The organism is Kangsaoukella pontilimi, from assembly GCF_009830125.1.
Lineage (GTDB): Bacteria > Pseudomonadota > Alphaproteobacteria > Rhodobacterales > Rhodobacteraceae > Kangsaoukella > Kangsaoukella pontilimi.
The window spans coordinates 925,201-950,109 of record NZ_WUPT01000001.1 but is presented as its reverse complement, the minus strand read 5'-3'; the positions used below and the strand labels follow the sequence as shown (position 1 = coordinate 950,109).

General features: G+C 64.3%; 25 protein-coding genes. 12 read left to right on the top strand and 13 right to left on the bottom strand.

What is annotated here, in order from left to right:
- Window positions 1–107: 107 nt before the first annotated feature.
- Window positions 108–989, bottom strand: a complete 882-nt coding sequence (tsf, locus tag GQ651_RS04790) for a translation elongation factor Ts (protein WP_160763050.1) — start codon at window positions 987–989, stop codon at window positions 108–110.
- 76 nt (window positions 990–1,065) lie between these two features.
- Window positions 1,066–1,923 (bottom strand): 30S ribosomal protein S2, encoded by an 858-nt coding sequence (rpsB, locus tag GQ651_RS04785; RefSeq protein ID WP_160763049.1) that lies wholly within the window; start codon window positions 1,921–1,923, stop codon window positions 1,066–1,068.
- A 328-nt stretch (window positions 1,924–2,251) separates the two neighbouring features.
- Here rpsB and metG point away from each other — a divergent pair, with 328 nt between their 5' ends.
- A complete protein-coding gene (metG, locus tag GQ651_RS04780) occupies window positions 2,252–3,967 on the top strand; it encodes a methionine--tRNA ligase (protein ID WP_160763948.1) in 1,716 nt (571 codons plus the stop codon).
- On the opposite strand, the gene GQ651_RS04775 is transcribed toward metG, so the two are convergent.
- Entirely contained in the window at window positions 3,964–4,623 is a 660-nt protein-coding gene (locus tag GQ651_RS04775) for a DUF2461 domain-containing protein (RefSeq protein WP_160763048.1), read from the bottom strand. The two genes, metG and GQ651_RS04775, sit on opposite strands and share 4 nt — an antisense overlap.
- Window positions 4,624–4,744: 121 nt before the next feature.
- Between GQ651_RS04775 and GQ651_RS04770 the strand changes: the two genes are divergently transcribed.
- The 5 genes from GQ651_RS04770 (at window position 4,745) to GQ651_RS04750 (ending at window position 8,311) form a co-directional block, all read left to right on the top strand.
- Window positions 4,745–5,638, top strand: a complete 894-nt coding sequence (locus GQ651_RS04770) for a PfkB family carbohydrate kinase (RefSeq protein ID WP_160763047.1) — start codon at window positions 4,745–4,747, stop codon at window positions 5,636–5,638.
- Entirely contained in the window at window positions 5,635–6,561 is a 927-nt protein-coding gene (locus GQ651_RS04765) for a pseudouridine-5'-phosphate glycosidase (protein WP_160763046.1), read from the top strand. Before GQ651_RS04770 ends, GQ651_RS04765 begins: the two co-directional genes overlap by 4 nt.
- A gap of 80 nt (window positions 6,562–6,641) precedes the next feature.
- A complete protein-coding gene (locus tag GQ651_RS04760) occupies window positions 6,642–7,358 on the top strand; it encodes a DUF502 domain-containing protein (protein ID WP_160763045.1) in 717 nt (238 codons plus the stop codon).
- Window positions 7,359–7,404: 46 nt separating this feature from the next.
- On the top strand, window positions 7,405–8,046 hold the full coding sequence (locus GQ651_RS04755; protein ID WP_160763044.1) for a 2OG-Fe(II) oxygenase: 642 nt from the start codon (window positions 7,405–7,407) through the stop codon (window positions 8,044–8,046).
- A 28-nt stretch (window positions 8,047–8,074) separates the two neighbouring features.
- Window positions 8,075–8,311 carry a hypothetical protein gene (locus GQ651_RS04750; protein ID WP_227257957.1) on the top strand — a complete coding sequence of 79 codons (237 nt, stop codon included), beginning with the start codon at window positions 8,075–8,077 and terminating at the stop codon, window positions 8,309–8,311.
- Window positions 8,312–8,328: 17 nt separating this feature from the next.
- On the opposite strand, the gene GQ651_RS04745 is transcribed toward GQ651_RS04750, so the two are convergent.
- The 7 genes from GQ651_RS04745 to GQ651_RS04715 form a co-directional block, all read right to left on the bottom strand.
- On the bottom strand, window positions 8,329–9,357 hold the full coding sequence (locus tag GQ651_RS04745) for a patatin-like phospholipase family protein (RefSeq protein ID WP_160763043.1): 1,029 nt from the start codon (window positions 9,355–9,357) through the stop codon (window positions 8,329–8,331).
- Window positions 9,358–9,367: 10 nt separating this feature from the next.
- Window positions 9,368–10,141 carry a 3-hydroxybutyrate dehydrogenase gene (locus GQ651_RS04740; protein WP_160763042.1) on the bottom strand — a complete coding sequence of 258 codons (774 nt, stop codon included), beginning with the start codon at window positions 10,139–10,141 and terminating at the stop codon, window positions 9,368–9,370.
- Window positions 10,142–10,212: 71 nt separating this feature from the next.
- Window positions 10,213–11,634, bottom strand: coding sequence for a cryptochrome/photolyase family protein (locus GQ651_RS04735; RefSeq protein ID WP_160763041.1), 1,422 nt, complete (start codon window positions 11,632–11,634; stop codon window positions 10,213–10,215).
- A gap of 22 nt (window positions 11,635–11,656) precedes the next feature.
- Complete coding sequence (locus tag GQ651_RS04730; protein ID WP_160763040.1) at window positions 11,657–12,880, bottom strand: aminotransferase class V-fold PLP-dependent enzyme; 1,224 nt, start codon at window positions 12,878–12,880, stop codon at window positions 11,657–11,659.
- Window positions 12,881–12,971: 91 nt separating this feature from the next.
- Entirely contained in the window at window positions 12,972–14,621 is a 1,650-nt protein-coding gene (locus GQ651_RS04725; protein ID WP_160763039.1) for a BCCT family transporter, read from the bottom strand.
- A gap of 42 nt (window positions 14,622–14,663) precedes the next feature.
- On the bottom strand, window positions 14,664–15,080 hold the full coding sequence (locus GQ651_RS04720) for a universal stress protein (protein ID WP_160763038.1): 417 nt from the start codon (window positions 15,078–15,080) through the stop codon (window positions 14,664–14,666).
- Window positions 15,081–15,281: 201 nt separating this feature from the next.
- Window positions 15,282–15,860 (bottom strand): hypothetical protein, encoded by a 579-nt coding sequence (locus GQ651_RS04715; protein ID WP_160763037.1) that lies wholly within the window; start codon window positions 15,858–15,860, stop codon window positions 15,282–15,284.
- A gap of 262 nt (window positions 15,861–16,122) precedes the next feature.
- On the opposite strand from GQ651_RS04715, the gene rpsF reads away from it, so the two are divergent.
- From rpsF to GQ651_RS04695, 4 genes are all read left to right on the top strand, one after another.
- Entirely contained in the window at window positions 16,123–16,476 is a 354-nt protein-coding gene (gene rpsF / locus GQ651_RS04710) for a 30S ribosomal protein S6 (protein ID WP_160763036.1), read from the top strand.
- A gap of 12 nt (window positions 16,477–16,488) precedes the next feature.
- On the top strand, window positions 16,489–16,716 hold the full coding sequence (gene rpsR / locus GQ651_RS04705; RefSeq protein WP_008328567.1) for a 30S ribosomal protein S18: 228 nt from the start codon (window positions 16,489–16,491) through the stop codon (window positions 16,714–16,716).
- An 11-nt stretch (window positions 16,717–16,727) separates the two neighbouring features.
- On the top strand, window positions 16,728–17,384 hold the full coding sequence (gene rplI / locus GQ651_RS04700) for a 50S ribosomal protein L9 (protein WP_160763035.1): 657 nt from the start codon (window positions 16,728–16,730) through the stop codon (window positions 17,382–17,384).
- 155 nt (window positions 17,385–17,539) lie between these two features.
- Complete coding sequence (locus GQ651_RS04695; RefSeq protein WP_160763034.1) at window positions 17,540–19,141, top strand: FMN-binding glutamate synthase family protein; 1,602 nt, start codon at window positions 17,540–17,542, stop codon at window positions 19,139–19,141.
- A 34-nt stretch (window positions 19,142–19,175) separates the two neighbouring features.
- Here the strand turns inward: GQ651_RS04695 and GQ651_RS04690 are convergent, their stop codons facing one another.
- The 3 genes from GQ651_RS04690 to GQ651_RS04680 all read right to left on the bottom strand — a co-directional run bounded on the left by GQ651_RS04690 (window position 19,176) and on the right by GQ651_RS04680 (window position 22,330).
- Window positions 19,176–20,432 carry an ABC transporter permease subunit gene (locus GQ651_RS04690; protein WP_160763033.1) on the bottom strand — a complete coding sequence of 419 codons (1,257 nt, stop codon included), beginning with the start codon at window positions 20,430–20,432 and terminating at the stop codon, window positions 19,176–19,178.
- The gene (locus GQ651_RS04685; RefSeq protein ID WP_160763032.1) at window positions 20,429–21,235 is read right to left on the bottom strand and encodes a taurine ABC transporter ATP-binding protein; all 807 of its coding nucleotides are present in this window, start codon (window positions 21,233–21,235) and stop codon (window positions 20,429–20,431) included. Before GQ651_RS04685 ends, GQ651_RS04690 begins: the two co-directional genes overlap by 4 nt.
- Window positions 21,236–21,313: 78 nt before the next feature.
- Window positions 21,314–22,330: a taurine ABC transporter substrate-binding protein gene (locus GQ651_RS04680; RefSeq protein WP_160763031.1), complete on the bottom strand. Its 1,017-nt coding sequence runs from the start codon at window positions 22,328–22,330 to the stop codon at window positions 21,314–21,316.
- 202 nt (window positions 22,331–22,532) lie between these two features.
- On the opposite strand from GQ651_RS04680, the gene GQ651_RS04675 reads away from it, so the two are divergent.
- Together GQ651_RS04675 and GQ651_RS04670 are read left to right on the top strand one after the other, a co-directional pair.
- Window positions 22,533–23,537 carry a LysR family transcriptional regulator gene (locus GQ651_RS04675; RefSeq protein WP_160763030.1) on the top strand — a complete coding sequence of 335 codons (1,005 nt, stop codon included), beginning with the start codon at window positions 22,533–22,535 and terminating at the stop codon, window positions 23,535–23,537.
- Between the two features lie 91 nt (window positions 23,538–23,628).
- Complete coding sequence (locus tag GQ651_RS04670; protein WP_160763029.1) at window positions 23,629–24,909, top strand: DegT/DnrJ/EryC1/StrS family aminotransferase; 1,281 nt, start codon at window positions 23,629–23,631, stop codon at window positions 24,907–24,909.

Sequence of the window (24,909 nt, the reverse complement as noted above, 5' to 3'; positions counted from 1 at the left end):
CCCTTTGGACGCGATCCGTCGTTTACAGGTTAAGTAAAAAGGGCGGCGCTGCGTCCCGGCAGCGCCGCCCGATTTCTTTTCCTGCGCCGGTTACCCGGCGGGCCGGATCAGCCCTTGGCGACCTTGGCCACCTCGGCGGCAAAGTCTTCTTCCTGCTTCTCGATCCCTTCGCCCACGGCAAGACGGATGAAGCCGGTGATCGTGACGCCGGCGGCCGCAGCGGCATCGCCCACGGTGGTCTTGCCGTCTTCGGCCTTGACGTAGGCCTGGTTCAGCAGGGTCACTTCGCTCAGCCATTTCTGCATCCGGCCGCCGATCATCTTCTCGATGACCGCTTCCGGCTTGCCGCTTTCACGCGCGATGTCCATCTGGATCTGCTTTTCCTTCTCGACCACGGCGGGATCGAGATCGGCTTCCGACAGAGCGGCGGGGTTGATGGCGGCAATGTGCATGCCGACGCCGCGCGCGAATTCCTCGTCATCGCCGGAATAGGCGACGAGCACGCCGATCTTGCCCATGCCGTCAGCGGCGGCGTTGTGGACATAGGACGTGACATTGTCGCCTTCGATCTTGGCCATGCGGCGAAGCTGCATGTTCTCGCCGATCTTGGCGATGGCGTCGGTCAGGATGTCGCTGGCGGATTTGCCGCCGATCTCGGCCGATTTCAGCGCATCGAGATCCGCAGCCGTCATCGCGGCCTTGGCGAAGCCCAGAACCATCGACTGGAACTCTTCGTTCTTGGCGACGAAGTCGGTTTCCGAGTTCACCTCGATCGCGACACCGGTGCCACCGTCGGCCTGAACGGCGACGAGGCCCTCGGCGGCGGTACGGCCGGCCTTCTTGTCGGCCTTGGCCAGACCTTTGGTGCGCAGCCAGTCGATGGCGCCGTCCATGTCACCGTCGGTTTCGGTCAGCGCCTTCTTGGCGTCCATCATGCCCGCGCCGGTCTTGTCGCGAAGCTCTTTCACAAGTGCAGCCGTGACAGCCATCTTGCTTCTCCTTAATCAAATAGGGTGCGGTCCGGACAGGGAAGGCCCCTGCCCGGTCTCGTCGGAGCGACAGGAATTATTCCTTGTTCTCCAGCTCGTAAGGGGCGTCCTTGGCGATCGTGTCGTTCGACACGACCTCGTCGGACGGCGCAGCGCCGGCGTCGGCGGCAGCAACGGCTTCTTCCGGCTCGAGACCCTGCTCGGCGGCGTCTTCGAGCGCGCCGATATCGACGCCCGCGGCGCCAAGCTGAGCCGACATCCCATCCAGCGCGGCGCGGCTGGCCAGATCGCAGTAGAGCGCGATGGCACGGGCGGCGTCGTCATTGCCGGGGATGATGTAGTCCACGCCCTCGGGCGAACAGTTCGTGTCGACCACGGCCACAACCGGGATGCCAAGCTTCTTGGCTTCGGCGATGGCGAGGTCTTCCTTGTTCACGTCGATGACGAAGAGAAGGTCCGGCACACCGCCCATCTCGCGGATACCGCCGAGCGACGCCTGGAGTTTCTCCTGCTCGCGCTCCATGCCCAGACGCTCTTTCTTGGTCAGGCCCTCGGCACCGGCGGCCATCTGCTCGTCGATCGCCTTGAGGCGCTGAATCGACTGGCTGACGGTCTTCCAGTTGGTGAGCGTGCCGCCGAGCCAGCGGTGGTTCATGTAATACTGCGCGCATTTCTCTGCGGCTTCTGCGATCGGCTTCTGGGCCTGACGCTTGGTGCCGACGAAGAGGATGCGGCCGTTCTTGGCCACGGTCTCACGGATCACGTTGAGTGCCGCGTCCAGCATGGGAACGGTCTGGGTGAGGTCCATGATGTGGATGCCGTTGCGGTCGCCGTAGATGAATTCCTGCATCCGCGGGTTCCAGCGCTGCGTCTGGTGACCAAAGTGAACACCAGCTTCGAGAAGCTGGCGCAGCGTAAATTCGGGGAGCGCCATGTCCTGAGTTCCTTTCCGGTTTGCGCCTCGGCGGGGCCATCAGGGATCTCTCCCAACCGGCGGACACGACGGGGATGTCTCCCCCGAAGGCCCAAGCCCTGCCTGTGAAGTGCGCGCGAGATAGGATGGAATCGGAGCCTTTGCAAGAGGTATTGCGCCCGCTTCGCGATCGCGGTGGCCGGATGCGGTCCGCATCCGACCCGTTCGGGGGCTCGGCCCCCGCTCCCTTCCGATCGCTCCCCCGGAGTATTTCCGAAAAGAAGAAGGGGGGTGACGCCCGCTCGTGCCCACGCTAAGAGCGCCTTCGGCAGCATCCGAGGGCGGTTTCATGGCGCGTATCCTGATCACATCGGCGATTCCCTATATCAACGGGATCAAGCATCTGGGCAACCTCGTGGGCTCCCAGCTTCCGGCGGATCTGTTCGCGCGGTACAACCGGGCGCGGGGCCACGAGGTGTTGTTCCTCTGCGCGACCGACGAGCACGGGACGCCGGCGGAACTGGCGGCGGCCAAGACGGGCGAGCCGGTGGACGAGTACTGCGCGCGGATGTGGGGGGTCCAGAAGGAGCTGTCGGACGGGTTCGGCCTGTCCTTCGACAAGTTCGGCCGCTCGTCGAGCCCGCAGAACCACGCGCTGACCCAGCATTTCGCCGGAAAGCTGGCCGAGGCCGGGCTGATCGAGGAAGTGACCGAGTCTCAGGTCTATTCGAATGCCGATGGCCGGTTTCTGCCCGACCGGTATATCGAAGGCACCTGCCCCAACTGCGGCTACGACCGGGCGCGGGGCGACCAGTGCGAGAACTGCACCAAGCAGCTCGACCCGACCGACCTGATCGAGCCGCGCTCGGCTATTTCGGGATCGACCGAACTGGAAGTGCGGGAGACGAAGCATCTGTACCTGAAGCAGCGCTCGCTTCGGAAGGAGTTGTCGGACTGGATCGACACCAAGACCGACTGGCCCATCCTGACCACGTCGATCGCCAGGAAGTGGCTGAACGACGGCGACGGATTGCAGGACCGGGGGATCACGCGGGATCTGGACTGGGGCATTCCGGTGAAGAAGGGCGATCAGGACTGGCCCGGCATGGAGGGCAAGGTCTTTTATGTCTGGTTCGACGCGCCCATCGAATACATCGCCTGCGCCAAGGAGTGGTCGGACGAACGCGGCGCGCCGGATGCCGAGTGGGAACGCTGGTGGCGGACCGACAAGGGCGCCGACGATGTGCGCTACGTCCAATTCATGGGCAAGGACAACGTACCCTTCCATACGCTGTCCTTCCCGGCCACGATCATCGGGTCGGGCGAGCCGTGGAAGCTGGTCGATTACATCAAGTCGTTCAACTATCTCAATTATGACGGCGGCCAGTTCTCGACGTCTCAAGGCCGTGGCGTCTTCATGGATCAGGCGCTGGAGATCCTGCCCGCCGATTACTGGCGCTGGTGGCTTCTGTCCCATGCGCCCGAGAGCTCGGACAGCGAGTTCACGTGGGAGAATTTCCAGTCCTCGGTGAACAAGGACCTGGCCGATGTGCTGGGCAATTTCGTGAGCCGGGTGACCAAGTTCTGCCGCTCGAAATTCGGCGAAGGGGTGCCCGCGGGCGGCGCATGGGGAGCCGAGGAAGAGGCGCTTATCGCGCGCCTGACCGAGGGGCTGGCCGCCTATGAGCGTCACATGGAGGCGATCGAGGTCCGGAAAGCGGCGGCCGAGTTGCGCGCGCTCTGGGTCGCGGGGAACGAATATCTGCAATCCGCCGCACCCTGGGCCGCTTACAAGGAAGACCCCGAGCGGGCGGCGGCGGTTGTGCGGCTGGCGCTGAACCTGATCCGGGTCTACGCGGTGCTGTCGGCGCCCTTCATCCCGGATGCGGCGGCGCGGATGCTGTCGTCGATGAACACGCTCGACACCGAGTGGCCCGGCGACATGCGCGCGGCGCTGGAGGCTCTGCCTGCAGGGCACGCGTTCACGGTGCCGGACGTTCTTTTCCGCAAGATCAGCGACGAAGAGCGCGCCGATTGGGAGACGCGCTTCGCGGGGACGCGCTAGGCGCTGAGCCAGCGGATCAGCGGCAGGAGCGCGCGGGTCTGCTCCATCACCCAGTCCGTGGCCCCTGCCCCGATGATCGCACTGGCCGGTGCTGGCGCGTCATGGGTGCGCGCCACGAAACCCTTGTAGCGGAGAAGGTCAGCTGCCGGTCCGTCCGCGTCGTATCCTTTTGGAAGGCGCGCGAGGTCCGGCGCGCTCATCCGGCACCCGACCTTTCCTGCAGCATCCAACGCAGCGAGAAGCTCTGACGGGTCCGATGCGATCCTGTCGCGGAGCGTGGCGAGCCGTGGCGGCTCGATCGCCCATTGCCCGGCGCCATAGCCGACGCCCTCGGGGGACAGGACCACATGCATTCCCGGCGCGCGGTTCGGGTGGCTGCCATGCCAGAAAACGAGGTGCAGTCGCGCATTATAAGGCGTCTTGTCCTTGGAAAAGCGGGTGTCGCGATTGATCCGGCGGAGAGAACCGTTGAGTCGCGCTTCGGCCTTCAGCGGCGGGTCGAGCCGGGCCATGTCCTCGGCCACAGCCTCGATCAGGTGAAGGCCGGGCACCCTCCACGCGGTCTCGTAGCGATCGCGGTTGTCCTCGAACCAGTCCTTGTCGTTGTTGGCGTCGAGATCGGCGAGAAAGTCGAAGGTCTTTTGAGTGATCGGCATTGCTCTGCCCTCCTCATCAGAAGTCTAGCGCATCAAGGACGCGTGGGGTCACGGTTTTTCGACAGGCGCGGATGTCCGGTGCGGCTTGCCAAGATCGCGCGATCCGGTCAAACCCGCACCCATGGCTGAGACGCGGGATATCATCTGTATCGGGTCGGTCCTCTGGGACATCATCGGGCGTTCGGGCGCAGTGATGCGCGTGGGATCGGACGTGCCCGGGCGGATCACGCGGCTGCCGGGCGGGGTTGCGATGAACATCGCCATGACGCTCAGGCGCTTCGCGATGCGGCCTGTCCTGCTGACCGCCATCGGGCGGGACGAGGAAGGCGACGAACTGGTCGCCGCTGCCGACCGGCTGGGGATGGTGACCGGGCATGTCTACCGCTCGGAAGACCTGCCGACGGACCGCTACATGGCGGTCGAAGGGGCGAACGGGCTGATCGCGGCGATTGCGGACGCGCATTCGCTGGAGGCGGCGGGCGACAAGATCCTGCGGCCCCTGGCGAATGGCGCGCTGGGGACGGCCGAGGCGCCCTTTGCGGGGCAGATCGCGCTTGACGGCAACCTGACCGAAGACCTTCTGGGCGAAATTGCCGACAGCCCGCTCTTTGCCGCCGCCGATCTGCGTGTGGCGCCGGCATCGCCTGGCAAGGCCGAGCGGCTGCTGCCGCTTCTGGCCTGCCCGCGCGCGACACTCTACGTGAACCTCGAAGAGGCGGGCCTTTTGTGCCAGACACGCTTCGACAGCGCCGAGGCCGCCGCCAGCGCGATGCTGGCGCGGGGCGCGGCGGAAGTGCTGGTGACCGATGGCGGACGCGCGGCGGCCCACGCGCGGGCCTCCGGCGTGATCGTCGCGACACCGCCGCAGGTGCTGGTCACGCGTGTGACCGGCGCGGGTGACACTTTCATGGCCGCCCATATCGCCGCCGAAGCGCGCGGCGAGGCGCCCGAGGCGGCGCTTGAGACAGCGTTGCGCGCGGCGGCGGATTACGTATCAGGAGACATTTCCGGATGACCGATCTTCCCCTCAGACTGTCCGAGGATGTGGCGGCGGCCAAGGCGGTCGGACGGCCCGTCGTGGCGCTTGAATCGACGATCATCACCCACGGGATGCCTTATCCCGAGAACGTTGAAACCGCCCGCGCGGTCGAGGATCAGATCCGCGCCGAGGGTGCGGTCCCCGCGACAATCATCGTGATCGACGGGGTGCTCCGCGTGGGTCTCGATGCCGAAACGCTGGACGCGCTGGGGCAGCGCCGTCACGTGGCCAAGCTGAGCCGGGCCGACATCGCCGCCTGCATCGCAACGGGCGGCACGGGCGCGACCACCGTCGCCGCCACGATGATCGCCGCGCGGCTGGCCGGGATCGAGGTCTTCGCCACGGGCGGCGTGGGCGGTGTTCACCGGGGGGCCGAGAACAGCTTCGATATTTCCGCCGACCTTCGCGAATTGTCCGAAACGCCGGTAACCGTCGTTGCGGCGGGTGCGAAGGCCATTCTGGACCTGCCGAAGACGCTGGAGGTGCTGGAAACACTTGGCGTGCCGGTCATCGCCTATGGCCAGAAGGCTTTCCCCGCCTTCTGGTCGCGAAACTCGGGCCTCGACGCCCCGCTCAGCATGGGTGACCCGGCCGAGATCGCGGCGGCCCACCGGATGCGGGGCGCGATGGGCCTGCCTGGCGGGCAGCTTGTCGCCAACCCGATCCCCGAGTCGGATGAAATCCCGCGCGCGGTCATCATGCCGATCATCGAGCGCGCCATGCAGGATGCCGCGCATCATGGCGTCACCGGAAAAGCGGTCACGCCCTACCTGTTGCAGCGCATTTACGAGCTGACCGATGGCGCATCGCTCAAGGCGAATATCGCACTCGTCCTGAACAACGCGCGCCTTGCCGCGAAAATCGCCACCCATCTGGCGGCCGCGCGGGAAAACAGTTGATTTCCCGCCTGGGCCGTTGTTCTGGCCGTTCAGACGGCCTAGGTTGAAGAGCGCCGGGACGCGCGGTCAGGACCACAGGCATGAGCACACCATTCAACGACGATCAGGAGCCGAAAAAACGGCGCGGGCTGTTTTCCTCGCTCCGCGGGTCCTTCCTGACCGGTCTGGTCGTCGTCGCCCCGATCAGCCTGACGCTGTACCTGATCTGGACCGTCGCGGGCTGGGTCGATAGCTGGGTCCTGCCCTTCGTGCCGATCTGGCTGAGACCGGACCAGTATGTCGGTCTGAACGTGCGCGGCGTTGGCGTGATCGTCTTCCTTGTCTTCACGATCCTCGTCGGCTGGCTTGCCAAGGGCATCATCGGCAAGTCCATGATCGCCTGGGCCGAGGGGCTGGTGCAGGGCCTTCCCGTGGTAAGATCGGTCTATAACGGCCTGAAACAAATTGCGGAAACCGTTTTCGCTCAAAGCGACTCGTCCTTCGACAAGGCCTGTCTGATCGAGTATCCGCGCAAGGGCATCTGGTGCATCGCCTTCATCTCGACCAGCGCCAAAGGCGAAATCGCGGCCAGCATGCCGGTGGACGAGGACAAGACGGCGGTCTTCCTGCCCACGACACCCAACCCGACGTCCGGATTCCTGCTGTTCCTGCCCAAATCCGACGTCATCGAGTTGAACATGACGGTCGAGGACGCGGCCAAGCTGGTGATTTCGGCAGGGCTTGTCTATCCGAATGGCGACAAGGCCAGCCCCACCCCCATCGGCGAGGTGCGCCAGCCTACCGCGCGCGCCTCTTGATCCTCGCCCCCTTCCCTTACAGAGTGGCGGGAAAACGAGGGCGGGCATGATACGATCCCAACTTCTGAGCGCGAACCCCTTCGTGGCGGTCTATGACGGCGTCTTCGACGAGGCGACGGCCAGGGCGGCGATCGCCGCGGGCGAGGCGCGGCTGGAGCAGCCGACCTACGGCACCGAGGACGGCCGGGTCACTGGCGAGAAACGCACCAATCTTGCCGCCCTCGTCGACCAGTGGCAGGTGCCGGAGCTGACCGAGCTTGCCACGCGCATCTCGGGTCTCCTCCGCCTGCCGCCCGAGAATTGCGAGACCTCGAAGCTTCTCCGCTATGAGGGAGAGCAGCTTTTCGACCTGCATTTCGACGGCTACGACGCCGGCGGCACAAGCGCGCATCTGCTGGAGCGGGGCGGCCAGCGGCTGTTCACGACGCTCTGCTACCTGAACGATGTCGAGGATGGCGGTCAGACTGCCTTTCCAAACCTCAAGGTGGCCGCACGCCCCCGGCTGGGCCGTGTTCTTGTCTTCGCCAACACACCGCCCGGCGCGAACACAGTGCACCCCGACAGCGCCCATGTGGGCTTCGGTCCGGACAGCGGCGTCAAATGGGTACTGTCGATGTGGTGGCGGGAACACCATTTCCATATTCCGCGCGAATACCCCGCTGCGGAAGGAGATTTCGTGGTATATTGATCGAACGGAATTTTGGGAGGGCGACCCGTTGAAATATGTGAAACCTGCAGCCACCATCGCGGCGGCGATTGCAATCGGAAGCGGGCCCGTCTCGGCGGGCAACCTTGCCACGCCCGCGATCGAGCCCGAGGTGGTCATGGCGCCCGAAACGGTTGCCGCCGGCGCGGCGACCTCCGGTGGTTTCGTCGTACCGCTCATCTTCCTCGTGATCCTGGCCGCAGTAGCGTCGGGCGGCGGGGATGGCGTGGTTCTGCCCGAAGAATAAGAGCGCCCGCGCGCTGTTCAGGAATACATGGCCGGCAGATCGACACTCGACTGCCGGCCCAGTTTTGTCCGGTGTTCGCTGAGGAAGGTCTCGCAGGCCGCCCGTCCGGCGGCCTTGAGATCGGTCAGCACGGACGGGACCGGCACCAGCTTCGACGCCACGCTCAGCCCGCGCATCAGCTCGTCATCGGCGATCATGTGGACGTTCACGCGCTTCATCGCCCCTTCCTCGATCTTGTCGGCGTCGATCAGGCGCTGGACGAATTCGATGGCGCGGAGTTCGCGGAGAAGCGAGGAATTGAAGCTGACCTCGTTGATCCGGTTCAGAATGTCGCGCGGGTCGGTCGGGATATCGGGCCGGTAGAGCGGGTTGATGTTCACGATGACCACGTCATCGGGCAGGTTCTGGTCGAAGAGCGGGAAGAGCGCCGGATTGCCGGTATAGCCGCCGTCCCAGTACGCTTCGCCTCCAATCTCCACCGCGCGGAAAAGCGTCGGCAGGCAGGCCGAGGCAAGGATCGCGTCCGTAGTGATCTCGTGGCCTGTGAAGACCCTGATCTTGCCGGTGCGGACATTCGTGGCCGAGACGAAAAGCGCCGGCCCCGCGTCGGCGCAGACCGCATCATAGTGGAACCGCCGCGCAACCCGTTCGAGCGGGTTGCGGTAGAACGGGCCGGACATGTAAGGGGAAAAGACCCGCGTGGCGGCGTCGGCAAGACCGAAGGGCAGCGAGTATTCAAGCGCCTGAGCCACCATGGCGGGCGCGGGCGTGAAGGGCGCCATCCAGGCCGTCAGCCGCATGTCGCCAAGGTTTCCCACGCGGCGCCAGAGCCAGTCGAGGTTCTCGCGCGCGCCCGTCCGGCCCCTCTCCAAGAGCCCCGCCTTGAGCGCTGCGCCGTTCAGCGCCCCGGCGGAGGTGCCCGAGATGCCCGCGATCTCGATGTTGTCTTCTTCGAGCAACCGGTCGAGCACGCCCCAGGTGAAGGCGCCGTGCGCGCCCCCGCCCTGAAGGGCGAGATTGATGCGGATGGGTGCGGTGTCGGACATCGGCGCCGCGTCAGAGCGCGGTCCAGCCGCCATCCACGCTGATCGTCGTACCGGTGATCTGCGCCGCCGAATCCGAGCAGAGGAAGACGCAGGTGCCGCCCATCTGCTCGACGGTGGCGAATTCCTTTGACGGCTGGCGGGACAGCATCACCTCGCGGACCACCGTGTCGCGGTCCATGTTGTGGGCCTTCATCTGATCGGGGATCTGCGCTTCGACCAGCGGCGTCAGCACGTAGCCCGGACAGATGGCGTTGGCGGTGATCGGTTCCTCCGCCGTTTCGAGCGCGGTGGTCTTGGTCAGTCCGACGATCCCGTGCTTGGCGGCGATATAGGCCGATTTATAGGGCGAGGCCGTCAGTCCGTGGGCGGAAGCGATGTTGACCACCCTGCCCCAGCCGGCCTTGCGCATCATCGGCAGCGCCGCGGCGGTGGTGTGGAAGGCCGAGGAAAGGTTGATCGCGATGATCGCGTCCCACTTTTCGGTCGGGAACTTGTCGATGGGGGCGACATACTGGATACCGGCGTTGTTCACGAGGATATCGCAGGTGCCCGCCTGTTCGATCAGCGCGCGGCACTCGTCCGGCTTCGACATGTCGGCCTTGATGTAGCGCGCGCTTGTTCCGGTCTCTTCGGAAAGTTCAGCGGCCAGCGCGTGATCCTCGTCCCGGTCGGTGAACGAGTTCAGCACCACGTTCGCGCCTGCCTTGGCCAGTTCACGCGCGATCCCCAGCCCGATGCCGGAGTTCGAACCGGTGACAATGGCGGTTTTTCCGTTGAGTGACATGAGGCGCGCTTCCTTCCGGCTGGGTTACTTTGCGAGCGCAGCATATGCGGCGCAGCATGGCAATGCCAGTGTCAGAAATCCCGGTTTTCATAGGCGTCGAGCGCGCGTTTTCGGCCCTCGTCATGGGGGACGATGGGCTCGGGATATTCGTCGTCGGGGGACATGTTCCAACTTTCGGGGATCGCGTCGAAATAGGACAGCGCCGTTTTCGTGGGCCGGGAATACTCCTCGGCCAGCCAGCGTTTCAGGTACGTTCGGTCCTTGTCGAACTTGTCGATCTGGGTGACCGGGTTGAAGACGCGGAAATAGGGCGTCGCGTCAGGGCCGGAGCCCGCCGACCATTGCCAGCCCATGGCGTTCGACGCCGGATCCCAGTCGATCAGGCAGTCCTCGAACCACTTCTGGCCGATCCGCCAGTGACAGAGCAGGTGCTTGGTCAGGTAGGAGGCGACGATCATCCGTGCGCGGTTGTGCATGTGCCCCGTGACGTACATCTCGCGCATGGCGGCATCGACGAAGCGGATGCCGGTCCTCCCCTGTTTCCACGCCTTGACCTCGGCCTTCCGCTCGTCCTCGTTCCAGGGGAAGGCGTCCCATTCCTCGCGCCAGTTGCCGCTGACGATCCTGGGCGTGTGCCAGACGAGGTGATAGGCGAACTCGCGCCAGACCAGCTCTTTCAGGAACGTCTCGGCGCCTTTCTTGCCCTCGTTCAGCGCGCGGATACCGGCGTGCCAGCAGGCACGCGGGCTGATCTCGCCCCAAGCAAGGTTTTCCGACAGGCGGGATGTGCCGTCCTCGCCCGGAAAGTCCCGCATCTCGTCATAGGCGTCGATCCGGTGGGCGATAAAGGCGGCAAGCCGGGCGCTGGCCGCGTCCTCGCCGATGTTCAGATGCGGGCGGACGATGTCGGCGCCCCGCACCATGGCGGCATCCAGTGCCCAGTCTTCCAGCTTTTCGCTGTCGGGCCAGCTTTGGGGCGGATTCAGGTCAGACGGGCGCGAGACCGGCGCCGGTACGTCCCGATCCTTCACCGAGCGCCAGAAGGGCGTGTAGACCTTGTAGAACTCGCCCTGTTTGGTCTCAACGCTCCACGGCTCGAACATCAGGTGCCCGGCCACGCTTTTCGCGTCGACGCCCGCGTCTTCCAGCGCCGCTTTGACGCCCTTGTCGCGCGCGACCTGATCGGGGTCGTAGGCTCGGCTCCAACGGACGGTCTTCGCGCCGGTTTCGTTCACTAGCGCGGTCAGGACGTCCTTCGCCTTGCCCCGCCGGAGGATCAGGCGCGATCCGGCCTCTTCCAGTGTTTTCGCCAGATGTTCGACGCCAAGGCCGAAGCGCCAAAGGGGACAGGCCCCGTAGCTTTCGAACACCTCGTCCAGAATGAACACGGGGATGACCGGCCCGCCCGCCTTCAACGCCTCGGTCAGAGCCGGATTGTCGCCAAGGCGCAGGTCCCTTCGGACCCACCAGATCGCCGGTGCTGCATCACTCATGAAACGCCCTCATCCACGTCGGTTACAGGACGTGATCTAGGGCCCCTATCAGCCGGTCAACCTCGGCTTCGGTCGTGTAATGGGTAAAGCTCATACGGAGAACGCCATGATCGGTGTCGATCCCCATCGCGGACAGCGGACGCACCGCGTAGAAATCGCCGCCTGCCGCGCCGATGCCATGCGGCACCATCTCGGCGGCGAGCGTCGCGCCGGGTGTGTCGGTGACGACGGCGACAGTGGGCGCGCGGGCGGGGGCATCGGTGGGGCCGAGAAGCCGGACCGAGTTCCGGTTGCCGAGATAATCGAGCAGCGGCTTAAGAAGTGCCGTCTCGCGCGCCCGCATCGCGTCATGCACGGCCCTGCCCCGGTCGCGCGGGCTTGCCCCGCCCTGCCCGAGGTGATCCGCCAGCATGTCGATATAGTCCGCCATCCCGGCCGAGGCCGCCACCTGCGCGTGGTCCGGACCGGCCGGCGTGAACCGCTTGTAGAGCGTGTCGCCGTTGAAGAAGTGTCCCTGATTGGGCAACGCCTCGCCGAGTGCGCGGCGGATGACCATGATCCCCTGATGGGGCCCATAGGTCTTGTAGGCCGAGAACAGGTAGATATCCGCCCCCATCGCGCCGACGTCGGGCAGCCCGTGGGGCGCATAGCTGACGCCGTCGACGCAGACGGCCACACCCGCCTCGTGGGCCATGGCCGTGATCGCGGCGGCGTCGTTGATCTCGCCCACCACGTTCGAACAATGGGGAAAGCAGAGAAGCCGCGCGCCATCCAGCAAGGGTGGCAGGTCTGCAGGGTCGAGATGGCCGGTTTCTGGGTCGATCTTCCACTCGCGGATTTCGATGCCGTCTTCGGCCAGCCGCCGCCAGGGGCCGGAATTGGCCTCGTGATCCTGATCGGTGACGATGATCGCATCGCCCGGTTCAAGGAACTGGCGGAACGCGTTGGCAAGGACGAATGTGTTCTGCGTGGTGGACGGGCCGAAGCTGACCTCGTCGGTATCGACGCCGAGGATGGCGGCAAGGCGGCTCCGCGCCTCGTCCATCTCTTCGCCCGCGGCTGCGCTCGGGCCATAGTCGGCATAGGGTTGCACTTTCCGCTCGTGATAGAAGCGGCTCAGGCGGTCGATCACCTGACGGCAAGGCACCGAGCCGCCGGCATTGTCGAAAAGCGCGACGCCGTCGAAGGCTGGGTTGGAAAAGGCCGGAAACGCGGCGCGGATAACGTCGATGTCGAGTGTTTTCATGGCCCGACCGGACCGGATGCGCGCGGGGCCGTCAAGGCAAAAGAAAAGGGCCGGCTGCGGGCCGGCCCCTTCCTGTGGTTCGGGCGACGGATCAGCGGGGTTCGCTTCTCAGGCCTTTCACGATGGCGATGCACATGAGCAAAAGTACGACCGTGAACGGCAGCCCGGTCGAGATGACCATGGCCTGTAGCGCCGTCAGACCGCCTCCGATCAGAAGCACGATCGCGACCGCCCCTTCGAAGGTGCACCAGAACACCCGCTGCGGCAGCGGAGCGTCGATCTTGCCACCCGCCGTGATCGTGTCGATCACGAGCGAGCCCGAGTCCGACGAGGTCACGAAGAAGACGATGACCAGGATGATCCCGAGGGTCGAGGTGATCGCGGCCAGCGGCAGGCTTTCGAGCATCGCGAAGAGGCTCAGTTCCGGGCTGTAGTTGTCGATCACGTTGGCCTTCACCATCGAGTCGGCCCCGTTTGCGATCATGTCGTTGATCGCGGCACCGCCGAAGACGGCCATCCAGAGCACGCAGACGAAGCTGGGAATCAGAAGCACGCAGATGATGAATTCGCGCACGCTCCGGCCCCGGCTGACGCGGGCGATGAACATGCCCACGAACGGTGACCAGCTGATCCACCACGCCCAGTAGAACGAGGTCCAGCCCTGCATGTAGCCCGTATCCTCGCGCCCGAACGGGTTCGAGAGAGGCACGACCTCTTGCGTATAGGCGACGAGACCGGCTGCGAACTCGCTCAGGATCGTGCCCGCGCCGGCGGCGAAGAGAACGAAGATGAGCAGCAGGAAGGCCAGCACCATGTTGACCTCGGACAGGATCTTCACCCCGCCGTCGAGGCCGCGCACGACCGAGATCAGCGCCACGGCAGTAATCGCAGTGATCAGGATGACCTGAACCGTGACGTTGTTCGGGATGCCGTAGATATGCTCCAGACCCGCGTTGGCCTGCTGCGCGCCGAAGCCGAGCGAAGTCGCAAGGCCGAAGAGCGTCGCGAAGACCGCGAGGATATCGATGATGTGGCCGGTCCAGCCCCAGACCCGTTCCCCGAAGATCGGGTAGAAGGCCGAGCGGATCGTCAGCGGAAGCCCCTTGTTATAGGAGAAGAGCGCCAGAGCCAGCGCCACGACCGCGTAGATCGCCCAAGGGTGCAATGCCCAGTGATAGGACGTGGCGGCCAGCGCCATGCGCCGCGCCTCTTCCACATTGGCCTCGATCAGCATCCCGTTCTCGTCGAATGGTCTGACCACGCCGAGCGGCGCGTCGCCCCATGGCGTGCCGAAGTAATAGGCAGGCTCCAGAACGCCGAAGAACATCAGGCCGATGCCCATGCCCGCGGCGAAGAGCATCGCGAACCAGCCGGGATAGCTGTAGTCGGGGGTAGCGTCCTTGCCGCCGATCCTGACGCCGCCCCAGGGGCTGACGATGAGGATAAGGCAGAAAAGGACAAAGATGTTGGCCGCCGACAGGAAGAACCAGTCGAAGGTCGATGTCAGGGCGGGCCGGAGCCAGCCGAAGAACTCGCCCGCCTGATCCGGCAGCGCCAGCGCGTAGAAGACAAAGGCGATGATGCTGACCCCGGAAATCAGGAAAACCGGGTTGTGAATATCAAGGCCGAACGGCCCGATCTGCGCTTCGATATTGTCCTGGCCGATTTCGTAATCGGTCTGGATGATATCGGACGCGCCCTCGGGCTCGGGGATGCCCTGATCCGTTGATTGGTCCGTCATGTTACGAGACCTCCTTGTTCTTGTTTGTGCATCCGGATGCGATCAGCCCCGGACGACGAATACAGAAGCACTTGAATGGGCGGCGATCTTGCCGCCATTCGATGGCCACACATAGTCGGCAAGGCCGGGAAGATGTGACGCCATCACGACCAGGTCCGCCCCGGTATCCTTGACCGCCTGCAAGAGCGCATCGTCCACATCCGTCGTCGGATCGTGGCTGACAAGGGTTTGGGAGCTGGTCTTGATTCCGCCCGCGTTCGCCTGCTCGGCGGCGAATGACGAGAGCTTGTCGCCGTACTCTTCGGGCGTATGCCCGAGCGGGCCCGGCGCGGCGCTGGTCACGCCGACATAGACGACCGGGACGTCATAGTGTTTCGCAAGATCGGTTGCCGTCGAAAGCGCCTTGGTGAGTGTGCCCAAATGCGCAAGATCGACCGGAACCATAATGGTTGAATACATGTCTCCCTCCTGTTCCGCGTCTCTACGGCCCCTCCAGAGGCCGTGGTCGGCGTGATTATTGGCTTTGGTCCGCCGCGGCAGCCGGAAGCCCGGCGTCCACAGCGCCAAACTGCGGTGAAAAAAGGTTAACAGGTGGTGTCGGTTACGGCAAACAATGTCTCATCCGCGACATCCGTCTGTCGCAAAAAGAACAACTGGCCGTCAGGCGCGCCGCGCCGAGCGCTCCGAGGGCGGAACGACGAATTCGTCCATCCGTTTCTTGATCTTCTTGATCTCGGGTTCGGTGCCCGACGCGAGGCGCAGAGGCTTTTCGCCGTCAATCAGGTAGATCAGGCAATGACAGTCCGGGCCGTCGATCGAGCGCGTCATGCCCACGCCGATCACGCGGTCCAGATCGACCTCGGCAAGGATCTTGCCCCGCCCGCGCGGGTTCCGCGACACGAAGCGGATTTCGCCGCGTGCGCGGTCGACCTGCACCTCGGGACGGAAGCCACGGCCGGCCACGTTGATCAGGATGCCGCCGACGACCACCAGAACGGTCGAGAACATCAGCTTGATCGCAAGCATGTCCATGCCCCACCGCGTGCCTGGCAGCAGCCACTGAAGGGCGGCCACAAGGATCAGCACGCCGCCGAGGCCGGTCAGCGTATACTCGATCACGGCGTCCTTGCGCAGATTTTCGATCTTGGCCGGGCGCAGCCGGAACCCCCAGGGCGTCTCGATCATCTCGAGCGCCGGCGAGCCTTCGTCGCCCATGTAGACCTTTGTGAAGGCATTCATGCCGTATTCTGCCCGTTCTGTGCCATTGGTTCCGCATAGCGGCCAAAAAAGGCAGCAATGAGACGAAAGCGGTGCCGATAGTTGGCCCCGGCCCCGTTTTTGCAAGGGTTTTGCACCGGGTCTGCGAGGGGTTGATCTGGCTCGCGGGGCATGTATAAGCCCCCGGTCCGCCGCGCATAACTGCGAACGGCGCATCCTCTCGTGGACGGGGGTGGCGGACAGGCCCGTCCTTTGAAGTGCGCCCTGAAAAACTGGAGACATCATGCCGCTTTACGAGCATGTGATGATTGCGCGTCAGGACCTGTCCAACGCGCAAGCCGAAGGCCTTGTCGAACATTTTGGCTCGGTTCTCGCGGATAACGGCGGAAAAGTCGTGGAAAGCGAATACTGGGGCGTCAAGACGATGGCCTACAAGATCAACAAGAACCGCAAGGGCCACTACGCCTTTCTGAAAACCGACGCCCCCGCGCCGGCCGTTCAGGAAATGGAGCGCCTGATGCGCCTGCATGACGACGTCATGCGCGTGCTAACCATCAAGGTCGACGAGCACGAGGAAGGCCCCTCGGCTCAGATGCAGAAGCGTGACGACCGCGAAGGTCGCCGTGAGCGCCGCTAAGGAGGACTGACAATGGCTGCAAAACCGTTTTTCCGCCGCCGCAAGGTCTGCCCCTTCTCCGGCGACAATGCACCCAAGATCGACTACAAGGACACCAAGCTGCTGCAGCGGTACATTTCCGAGCGCGGCAAGATTGTCCCCAGCCGTATCACCGCCGTTTCGGCCAAGAAGCAGCGTGAGCTGGCCCGTGCGATCAAGCGCGCCCGCTTCCTCGCCCTTCTGCCCTACGCCGTGAAATAAGGAGACTACCCATGCAGGTTATCCTTCTGGAACGCGTGGCCAAGCTTGGCCAGATGGGCGACATCGTCACCGTCAAGGACGGTTATGCCCGGAACTTCCTTCTGCCGCAGAAAAAGGCACTGTGGGCGTCGGAAGCCAACATCAAGCAGTTCGAGTCCGAGAAGGCTCAGCTTGAGGCGCGCAACCTCGAGACCAAGAAAGAAGCCGAAGCCCTTGCCGACAAGCTGGGCGGACAGCAGTTCGTCGTGATCCGTCAGGCATCCGACGGGGGCGCGCTCTACGGTTCGGTCACCACGCGTGACGCCGCAGATGCCGCCACCGAGGCCGGGTTCTCGATCGATCGCGGTCAGGTCGCCCTGATCGCCCCGATCAAGGAACTGGGCGTGCACAAGGTTGCCGTCGTCCTCCACCCCGAAGTCGAGACCACCATCGAGCTGAACGTCGCGCGTTCGGTCGAAGAGGCCGAGCTTCAGGCGAAGGGCATCGACGTCATCGAGCAGGCCGCCGAGGAAGAGCTTCAGGCCGATCTGGAGATCGCGGAACTCTTCGAAGACATCGGCGCCGCCGAGCTGGACGAGCTGGAAACGGCCGACGAACAGGAAACCGGCGAGCCGGCTGTTCAGGAAAAGGCCGAGCTGGACGAGAAACTGGACGAAGACGAAGACTGATCTTCGGACATTCGACGAAATTGGACGGGCTGCCTGAAAGGGCGGCCCGTTTTCGCTTGTCGCCCCCGTCTTTGTGACTGGAAGGCAAGGACTTTCCCGGTATGGTCATGGGAAACGGCCCGAAACGTCGGGCGACACGACCGGCGGAAGGGAAAATGGAACGCTATTACATCTTCGGGGCGACGATCGTCCTGGCACTTGGCTCGCTGATCGGGCTGGCCCTCTCGGCCTGGTTCTGGGTTCCCTTCGTCATATTCGGCGTGCTGGCGCTGGTGGGCGTCTATGACGTCGTCCAGGAGCGGCATTCGATCCTGAGAAACTATCCCGTCATCGGGCATATGCGCTTTCTGTTCGAAGGTATCCGCCCCGAGATTCGCCAGTATCTGATCGAAAGCGATCAGGATGAGGAGCCGTTTTCCCGCGACGCGCGCTCGCTGATCTATCAGCGCGCCAAGGGCGAAGAGGACAAGCGGCCCTTCGGAACCCGGCAGCGCGTCTATGACAGCGGTTACCAGTGGATCACCCATTCGGTCATGCCGATCCATATCGAGGACACCGATTTCCGGGTCGAGATCGGCGGGCCGGGCTGCACGCAGCCCTATGCCGCGTCGATCTACAACATCTCGGCCATGAGTTTCGGCGCGCTCTCTGCCCGCGCCATCGAGGCGCTGAACACCGGCGCGCGGATGGGTGGCTTTGCCCATGACACAGGTGAAGGCGGGATAAGCCGCTATCACCGGATGGGCGGCGGCGACCTGATCTATCAGGTGGGCTCGGGATATTTCGGCTGCCGGACCGAGGATGGGCGCTTCGATCCGGAGAAATTCGCGGCTCAGGCCGCGGACCCGCAGGTCAAGATGATCGAGTTGAAGCTCAGCCAGGGCGCCAAGCCGGGGCATGGGGGAATGCTGCCCGCGTCGAAGATCTCGGAAGAGATCGCCGAAGCGCGGGGCGTGCCCATGGGACAGGACTGCGTGTCGCCCGCCGCTCATCCCGAGTTTTCGACACCTATCGAGCTTGTTCAGTTCATCGCCCGGCTGCGCGACCTGGCCAAGGGAAAGCCCGTCGGCATGAAGATGTGCATCGGCCATCGGCGCGAATTCATGTGCATCGTCAAGGCGATGCTGGAGACCGACATCACGCCCGATTTCATCGTGATCGACGGCAAGGAAGGCGGCACCGGCGCGGCCCCTGTCGAGTTCTCGGACAATATCGGGATGCCACTGGTCGAGGGCCTGACATTCGCCCACAACACGCTCCGCGGCGCGGGGATCAGGGACCGGATCAAGATCGGCGCGTCGGGCAAGGTCGTCTCGGCCTTCGATCTGGCCAAGGTTCTGGCGCTTGGCGCGGACTGGGCCAATTCGGCGCGCGGCTTCATGTTCTCGATCGGCTGCATTCAGGCGCAGGCCTGCCACACCAACCGATGCCCCGTGGGCGTGGCCACGCAGGACGCGGTACGGCAGCGCGCGCTGGTGGTCCCAACGAAGGCCGAGCGCGTGGCGCGGTTTCACCGGAACACGATGAAGGCCCTGGGCGAGATGACCGGCGCGGCGGGGCTGGAGCATCCGTCGCTCTTCCAGCCGCATCACCTGATGATGCGCGAGAAGGACCGCGACATGGTGCCGGGGAACAAGGTCTATCCCTACATGCCCGAAGGCTTCCTGATCCGGGAAGAGCCGGACGATTTCGGCTATCTGGAGCGCTGGCTCAGGGCGCGTTCGGCAGGGTTCAGACCCATCGACGCAGGCGTCTGATGCAAAGGGCGGACCGCTTGGTCCGCCCGTCGCCTCAGTGCCGGCCCTTCCAGGGCACGAGCCATTTCTCGGCCATGCGCATCAGGATATCGATGCCATAGCCGATGATGCCGATCAGGATGATCCCCATGATCACGATGTCAGTCAGCTGGAATTTCGACGCAGCGATGATCATCATGCCCGCGCCCTTTTGTGCCGCGACCAGTTCGGCGGCGACCACCGTGCCCCAGCAGACACCCATGGCGACCCGCGCGCCGGTAAAGATTTCAGGCAGCGAGTTCGGGATGATGACGTGTCGCATGATCTGCCACTTGGACGCGCCGAGCGAATAGGCCGCGTGGATCTTCGAGATGTTCACGCCCGACACCCCTGCCCGCGCGGCGATCGTCATGATCCAGAGCGCGGCCAGGAACAGGAGGATGATCTTGCCCGTCTCCCAGATGCCGAACCAGATGATGACGAGCGGGATGAGCGCGAGTGGCGGCACAGGGCGCATGAACTCGACGATGGGGTCGAACCAGCCCCGAAACCAGCCCGAAAGGCCCATGGCATAGCCGAGCGGGATACCGACGAGCGAGCCAAGGATGAACCCCACGATCACGCGCATCAGCGAGAAGCCCAGATGCTCCCATAGCGTGAAGTTCTGATAGCCGTCCCGCGCGATGTCGATCAGGCGCTGAAACACGCCTTCCGGCGGCGGCAGCCAGATCGGCTCCATCTGCCAGCCCTTGGACGGCGTGAAGAGAAGCGCGCCGCGCGGGTTCAGAAGGACCTCGCCATTCGCGACCTCGATCGGAACGCCGGCTTGAACCGGCTGGCCGTCGATGGCCGTGACGGTCAGGTCCTCGCCCGTGTCATTGTCAAGAACGCGCAGACGCTCGGTCCGAAGCTGCGTGACGCCGAGCGAGTCGTTGGCGGCAAAGCCGTCGCCAGATGCCACCTCGTCCAGCGCGGGGTCGTCGCCGAGCGGGAAGACCAAGACGTTGACCGTTGCGTCATCTGTGTTTCCGGCGGCGTCGGTCGCGGTGTAGGTGAAACTCGTGGAGCCTTCGAAGGGTCCCGGTACATGGATCGGCGTGATCTTCGAGCCGGTGAAGGCCCCCCAGATCAGGAAAATGACGAGGATCGAGATGATAGACGCCGCGCGGTCGGGCCTGACCGCGCTTTCATCCCCGAAGGTGACCGTCTTGAGCGATGTGAAATCATGCACGGCCTCGCGGCGCGCGCGGATGGCGCGCACGATCAGGAAGGCGGCGATGAAGAGCGCGATATAGGCGATAAGGACGGTCATGTCGCGGCCTCCGTGCGGCCCATGATCTCTTCTTCCATTTCCCAGATCATGCCGAGAATTTCCTCGCGCTTGATGCCGAAATCGGGGTGCTTCTTGACTTCGCGCAGGTCCTGACCCACGCCCATTTCGGCGAAGGGAAGGTTGTATTCCTTGTGAATACGGCCCGGGCGCGGCGCCATGACGACCAGCCGTTCACCCAGAAGAAGGGCCTCTTCCACCGAATGGGTGATGAGGATGATGGTCTTGCCCGTCTCTTTCCAGAGCTTCAGCACCAGCCCCTGCATCTTTTCCCGCGTCAGCGCGTCGAGCGCGCCCAATGGTTCGTCCATCAGGATGACGTCGGGCTCGTTGGCGAGGCAGCGCGCCAGCGCCACGCGCTGCTGCATGCCGCCAGACAGCTCGTAGACCGCCTTTTCCTTGAAGTCACGCAGGCCCACGACCTCGAGCAGGTGGTCGGAAATCTCGTCTCGCTGCTTCTTGGGCATCCCCTTCATGCGCGGGCCGAAGTCGACGTTCTCGCGGACGTTCATCCACTCGAACAGCGCGCCTTTCTGGAACACCATGCCGCGTTCCGGCGCAGGTCCCTTGATCGGCTTGCCGCCAAGGACGATCCGCCCCTCGGTCGGTGCAAGAAAGCCCGCTACGATATTGAGAAGAGTGGTTTTTCCGCAGCCCGATGGGCCGAGGACGCTCATGATTTCGCCTTCCTTCAGGGTCATCGAGACGTTCTTCAACGCCTGCACATGCGTCCCGTTCGGAAGGTCGAAGCGCATCGAGATATTCTCGATCTGAAGTTCCGACATGCCAGCCCGCTTTCGGTTCCCGTGGTAAGGGGCGGGCCGCTCAAACGGCCCGCCCCCTCATTCTGGCAGAAGGGCGCCTCAGCCGTCGACGGCTTCGAGCGGCCCGGTGTTCACGGCGCTCGAATAGCTGTCCCGCGCAGCCGGGATCGAGCCGGCTTCAACGAAGACGCCCGCCACGCCCAGCATGAAGTTCTGCGCACCGCCGCCCAGCCACTTGGCGCCGAGCTGATCCTCGACGCTCGGGAAGATGAAGGTGGCCATGGTGGCTTCGGTGTCTTCCACCGACATACCGGCGTCCTGCGCGATCACGGGCAGCATCTCGGCCACGCCCGCGCCCGAGTTCCAGGCCTCGTTCGCGTCGGCCGTCACCTTGAGGAAGGCGGTGACGAGGTCGGGGTTCTCGGCCACGAAGGCCGCAGGCGCCGAGGTCACGTCGAAGACGAGGATGCCGAGTTCTTCCTTTTCCGCGCCGGTCAGAAGGACGTTGCCGTCTTCCTTCATACGACGCAGCGCGCCGCCCCAGCCACAGACCATGTCGAGGTTGCCCTGCGCGAAGGCGGTCTGGCCTTCGGCCGGCGGCATGTCGACGATTTCCATGGTCGAGATATCGACGCCGAAATGCTCCATCTGCTTGAGGAAGCCATAATGCGCGGCGGTGCCGATCGGAACGGCCACACGCTTGCCTTCCAGCTCGCCCGCGTTGGTCTTGTCGATGCCGAGCGAGTCCGCGACGACACAGTTGTCGTTCTCGGCATAGCTGACGGCCACGTCGATGGTCTGAAGGTCCTGGCCCGCAGAGGTCGCGACGACGAAGGGCGGCACGCCCTGGCTGACGGCGATATGTACGTCGCCCGAGGCCATGGCCGCCGACATCGCGGTGCCGGTGTCGAAGGCGACCCAGTTGATCGAGACGCCCATCTCTTCCTCATAGGTGCCCTGCACCTTGGCGTATTGGAACGGCATGGGCCATTCGAGGAAGTAGGCGACCGTGATTTCGCTCAGGTGGCCGCCCGCCGACGCCGACTGCGCGCCCATGACCAGCGCGATGCCGGTCAGGGCGGCGGGGATGGATTTCTTGAAGGTGGTGGATTTCATTCTCGTTTTCTCCCTGTCAATGCGATGTCCGGCATGATCCGTGCCGCCGGTTTTCTTGACGCACTCAGCGTTTCACACCGGGCGCGACACCGGCAAAGAAAAAAACGAGTTGCGAAAATCTCGAATATGCCTTGCGATATGTTATCAGGTGCCGCACGCGATTGCTGCGCGAAAGGGCAATTTGGCGACGGGGGACGTGTAGATGAGCAGAGATTTGACGCTGAAAGGACTGGAGGTCTTTCGCGCGGTTGCCCGCACCGGGTCTGTTCAGGCCGTGGCAAGCGAGACCGGTTTGTCGATCAGCACCGTGTCCCATCACCTGAAAACGCTTGAGGCAAGCATGGGCGTGCCGCTTCTCGATCACAGCCGCCGGCCCATGGTGGTGACGCCTGCGGGCTCCGTCTTTCTCCGCCATGTCGACGAAGGTCTTCGGATCATAAGGCGGGGCGAGCTGGAACTGACCTCGGGCAACCTGGAAGAGGCACGGAACCTGCGCCTTGGCCTTGTCGATGATTTCGACGGCGAGATCGCTCCGGAACTGGCCAAGATGCTGGCCCATCTGATGCCGAAGTGCATTTTTCGCCACAAGACCCGGCCCAGCCACGAAATTCTGGCGCTTCTGGCCGATCACAAGCTGGACGTGGCGGTGGCGACGCGCCCGCCGAATGATCTGCCGGGCCTGATCGAACAGCCGCTTCTGCGCGATCCCTTCGTGGTCGCCCTGCCCGCCTCAAGCCGCTTTTCGGCCGAGGATTTCATCGCCGGGCGGGGCGACATTCCGTTCCTGCGCTATCCTCAGTCCCAGATGATCGGCAGCCAGATCGAGACCAACCTGCGCCGGCGGCGTCTGAATTTCGAGAAGCGCTACGAGCTTGAAAGCAACCAGATGCTTCTTGCGATGGTCGCAGGTGGTGCGGGCTGGGCGGTGACGACGGCGGCCAGCTATATGCGGGCGAAGCGCCTTCATGCCGATATCCGCCTTGCAGCCTTTCCCGGTACCGGCTTTGCACGCACGCTGTCGCTTTTCACGACCGAGCTTTATGTGCAGTCCGTCTCGCGGATGATCTATACGGCCATGCATCGGCTGATCGGACAGAAGATCGTCGAGCCGGCCGTGGCCGAGATGCCGTGGCTGGCCAGTTCCCTGATGCTGCTGGATGCAAGAGAAGCCGATCTCGTTGCCATGGACTCTCCCGACTTGTCATAACTCAGCTTCGAAAAATTGAGATACAGGCGGCGGGAGTTGACCTGACCGGGCGACGGGCCGTCAAGATTTGGGAAATGTCAGGACAGCATTCATGCGCAATCCAGTTTCGGAAGCCGCCGTTCCGCCTGCCCCGGACCGGCTGAAATTCACCGGCAGTTTCACTCAGCAGGCGCCGCTGCCGCAGGCGTCCATCGACGGCGCGCTCGATGTGCTGATGTCGAGCCGTCTTCACCGGTACAACACTGTTGAGGGCGATGCGGGCGTGACCGCGCGGCTGGAAGAAACCGTGGCGACGTGGCAGGGCCGGAAATACTGCCTTGCGGTGACGTCAGGCGGTCAGGCGATCCAGATCGCACTCCGTGCGGCAGGCGTCCGGCCGGGAGACGCGGTGCTGGTCAATGCCTTTACCCTCGCGCCCGTGCCCGGAGCGATCGAGGCGGTCGGCGGGCGCGCCGTGCTGGTGGAGACCGGCGACGATCTTCGGCCCGATCTGCATGACCTCGAAACGCGGGTCGATGCAAGCGGCGCGCGCTTTCTGCTTCTGTCGCATATGCGGGGCCATGCGCCCGATATGGGCAGGCTGATGGCACTGGCCGACCGGCTGGGCCTGACCGTGATCGAGGATTGCGCCCATTCCATGGGGGGCTGGGTCGGTGGTGTGCGGTCGGGCAATCACGGGCGTGTCGCCTGCTTTTCCAGCCAGACCTACAAGCATGTGAATTCGGGCGAAGGCGGGTTTCTGGTCAGCGACGATCCCGACCTGATGGCGCGGGCGACGATACTGTCGGGAAGCTACATGCTTTATGCGCGCCACGGCGCCTCGCCGCCCGAAGACGCTTTTCGGGCGGTGCGCGAGGTGACGCCCAACCTGTCGGCGCGAATGGACGCTCTCCGTGCGGCGGTGATCCTGCCGCAGATTGCCGGGATCGATCACAATGTGGCGGAATGGAACCGGCGGCACGACGCTCTGGCGGACGCGTTCCGGGGGGCCAATCGGGTGGCGCTGCCGGGCGCGCTGCCGGGCGAGTTGCGCGTCGGCTCTTCCTTTCAGTTCCGGGTGCCGGATTTCGGACCGGAGGACTGCGCGAGGCTTGTCCGACTGGCCGCGGAAGACGGTGTCGAGCTGAAATGGTTCGGCGCCCCCGAACCGCATGGCTTCACCTCGACCCACAAGAGCTGGCGCTATCTCGAAGATCAGAGCTTGCCGAACGCGGACCGGGTTCTGGCAACACTGTTCGACATGCGCCTGCCGCTCACGTTCTCGGTCGAGGACTGCCGGTTGATCGGAAGAATCCTGCTGGCCTGTATCGAAGACGTGGCGACCGGCGCGCGCAAGAGTGCGGCCCAACTGTCAGACATGGGCCGCGACTGA

Coding starts and splice junctions, on each gene's coding strand:
- GQ651_RS04670 (WP_160763029.1), top strand. CDS start 23,629: ATGCGCAATCCAGTTTCGGAAGCCGCCGTTCCGCCTGCCCCGGACCGG.
- GQ651_RS04675 (WP_160763030.1), top strand. CDS start 22,533: ATGAGCAGAGATTTGACGCTGAAAGGACTGGAGGTCTTTCGCGCGGTT.
- GQ651_RS04775 (WP_160763048.1), bottom strand. CDS start 4,623: ATGCCGATCACTCAAAAGACCTTCGACTTTCTCGCCGATCTCGACGCC.
- rpsR (WP_008328567.1), top strand. CDS start 16,489: ATGGCTGCAAAACCGTTTTTCCGCCGCCGCAAGGTCTGCCCCTTCTCC.
- GQ651_RS04765 (WP_160763046.1), top strand. CDS start 5,635: ATGACCGATCTTCCCCTCAGACTGTCCGAGGATGTGGCGGCGGCCAAG.
- GQ651_RS04725 (WP_160763039.1), bottom strand. CDS start 14,621: ATGACGGACCAATCAACGGATCAGGGCATCCCCGAGCCCGAGGGCGCG.
- GQ651_RS04735 (WP_160763041.1), bottom strand. CDS start 11,634: ATGAGTGATGCAGCACCGGCGATCTGGTGGGTCCGAAGGGACCTGCGC.
- GQ651_RS04740 (WP_160763042.1), bottom strand. CDS start 10,141: ATGTCACTCAACGGAAAAACCGCCATTGTCACCGGTTCGAACTCCGGC.
- GQ651_RS04715 (WP_160763037.1), bottom strand. CDS start 15,860: ATGAATGCCTTCACAAAGGTCTACATGGGCGACGAAGGCTCGCCGGCG.
- metG (WP_160763948.1), top strand. CDS start 2,252: ATGGCGCGTATCCTGATCACATCGGCGATTCCCTATATCAACGGGATC.
- rpsF (WP_160763036.1), top strand. CDS start 16,123: ATGCCGCTTTACGAGCATGTGATGATTGCGCGTCAGGACCTGTCCAAC.
- GQ651_RS04690 (WP_160763033.1), bottom strand. CDS start 20,432: ATGACCGTCCTTATCGCCTATATCGCGCTCTTCATCGCCGCCTTCCTG.
- GQ651_RS04720 (WP_160763038.1), bottom strand. CDS start 15,080: ATGTATTCAACCATTATGGTTCCGGTCGATCTTGCGCATTTGGGCACA.
- GQ651_RS04680 (WP_160763031.1), bottom strand. CDS start 22,330: ATGAAATCCACCACCTTCAAGAAATCCATCCCCGCCGCCCTGACCGGC.
- GQ651_RS04695 (WP_160763034.1), top strand. CDS start 17,540: ATGGAACGCTATTACATCTTCGGGGCGACGATCGTCCTGGCACTTGGC.
- GQ651_RS04685 (WP_160763032.1), bottom strand. CDS start 21,235: ATGTCGGAACTTCAGATCGAGAATATCTCGATGCGCTTCGACCTTCCG.
- GQ651_RS04730 (WP_160763040.1), bottom strand. CDS start 12,880: ATGAAAACACTCGACATCGACGTTATCCGCGCCGCGTTTCCGGCCTTT.
- tsf (WP_160763050.1), bottom strand. CDS start 989: ATGGCTGTCACGGCTGCACTTGTGAAAGAGCTTCGCGACAAGACCGGC.
- GQ651_RS04760 (WP_160763045.1), top strand. CDS start 6,642: ATGAGCACACCATTCAACGACGATCAGGAGCCGAAAAAACGGCGCGGG.
- GQ651_RS04755 (WP_160763044.1), top strand. CDS start 7,405: ATGATACGATCCCAACTTCTGAGCGCGAACCCCTTCGTGGCGGTCTAT.
- GQ651_RS04745 (WP_160763043.1), bottom strand. CDS start 9,357: ATGTCCGACACCGCACCCATCCGCATCAATCTCGCCCTTCAGGGCGGG.
- rpsB (WP_160763049.1), bottom strand. CDS start 1,923: ATGGCGCTCCCCGAATTTACGCTGCGCCAGCTTCTCGAAGCTGGTGTT.
- rplI (WP_160763035.1), top strand. CDS start 16,728: ATGCAGGTTATCCTTCTGGAACGCGTGGCCAAGCTTGGCCAGATGGGC.
- GQ651_RS04770 (WP_160763047.1), top strand. CDS start 4,745: ATGGCTGAGACGCGGGATATCATCTGTATCGGGTCGGTCCTCTGGGAC.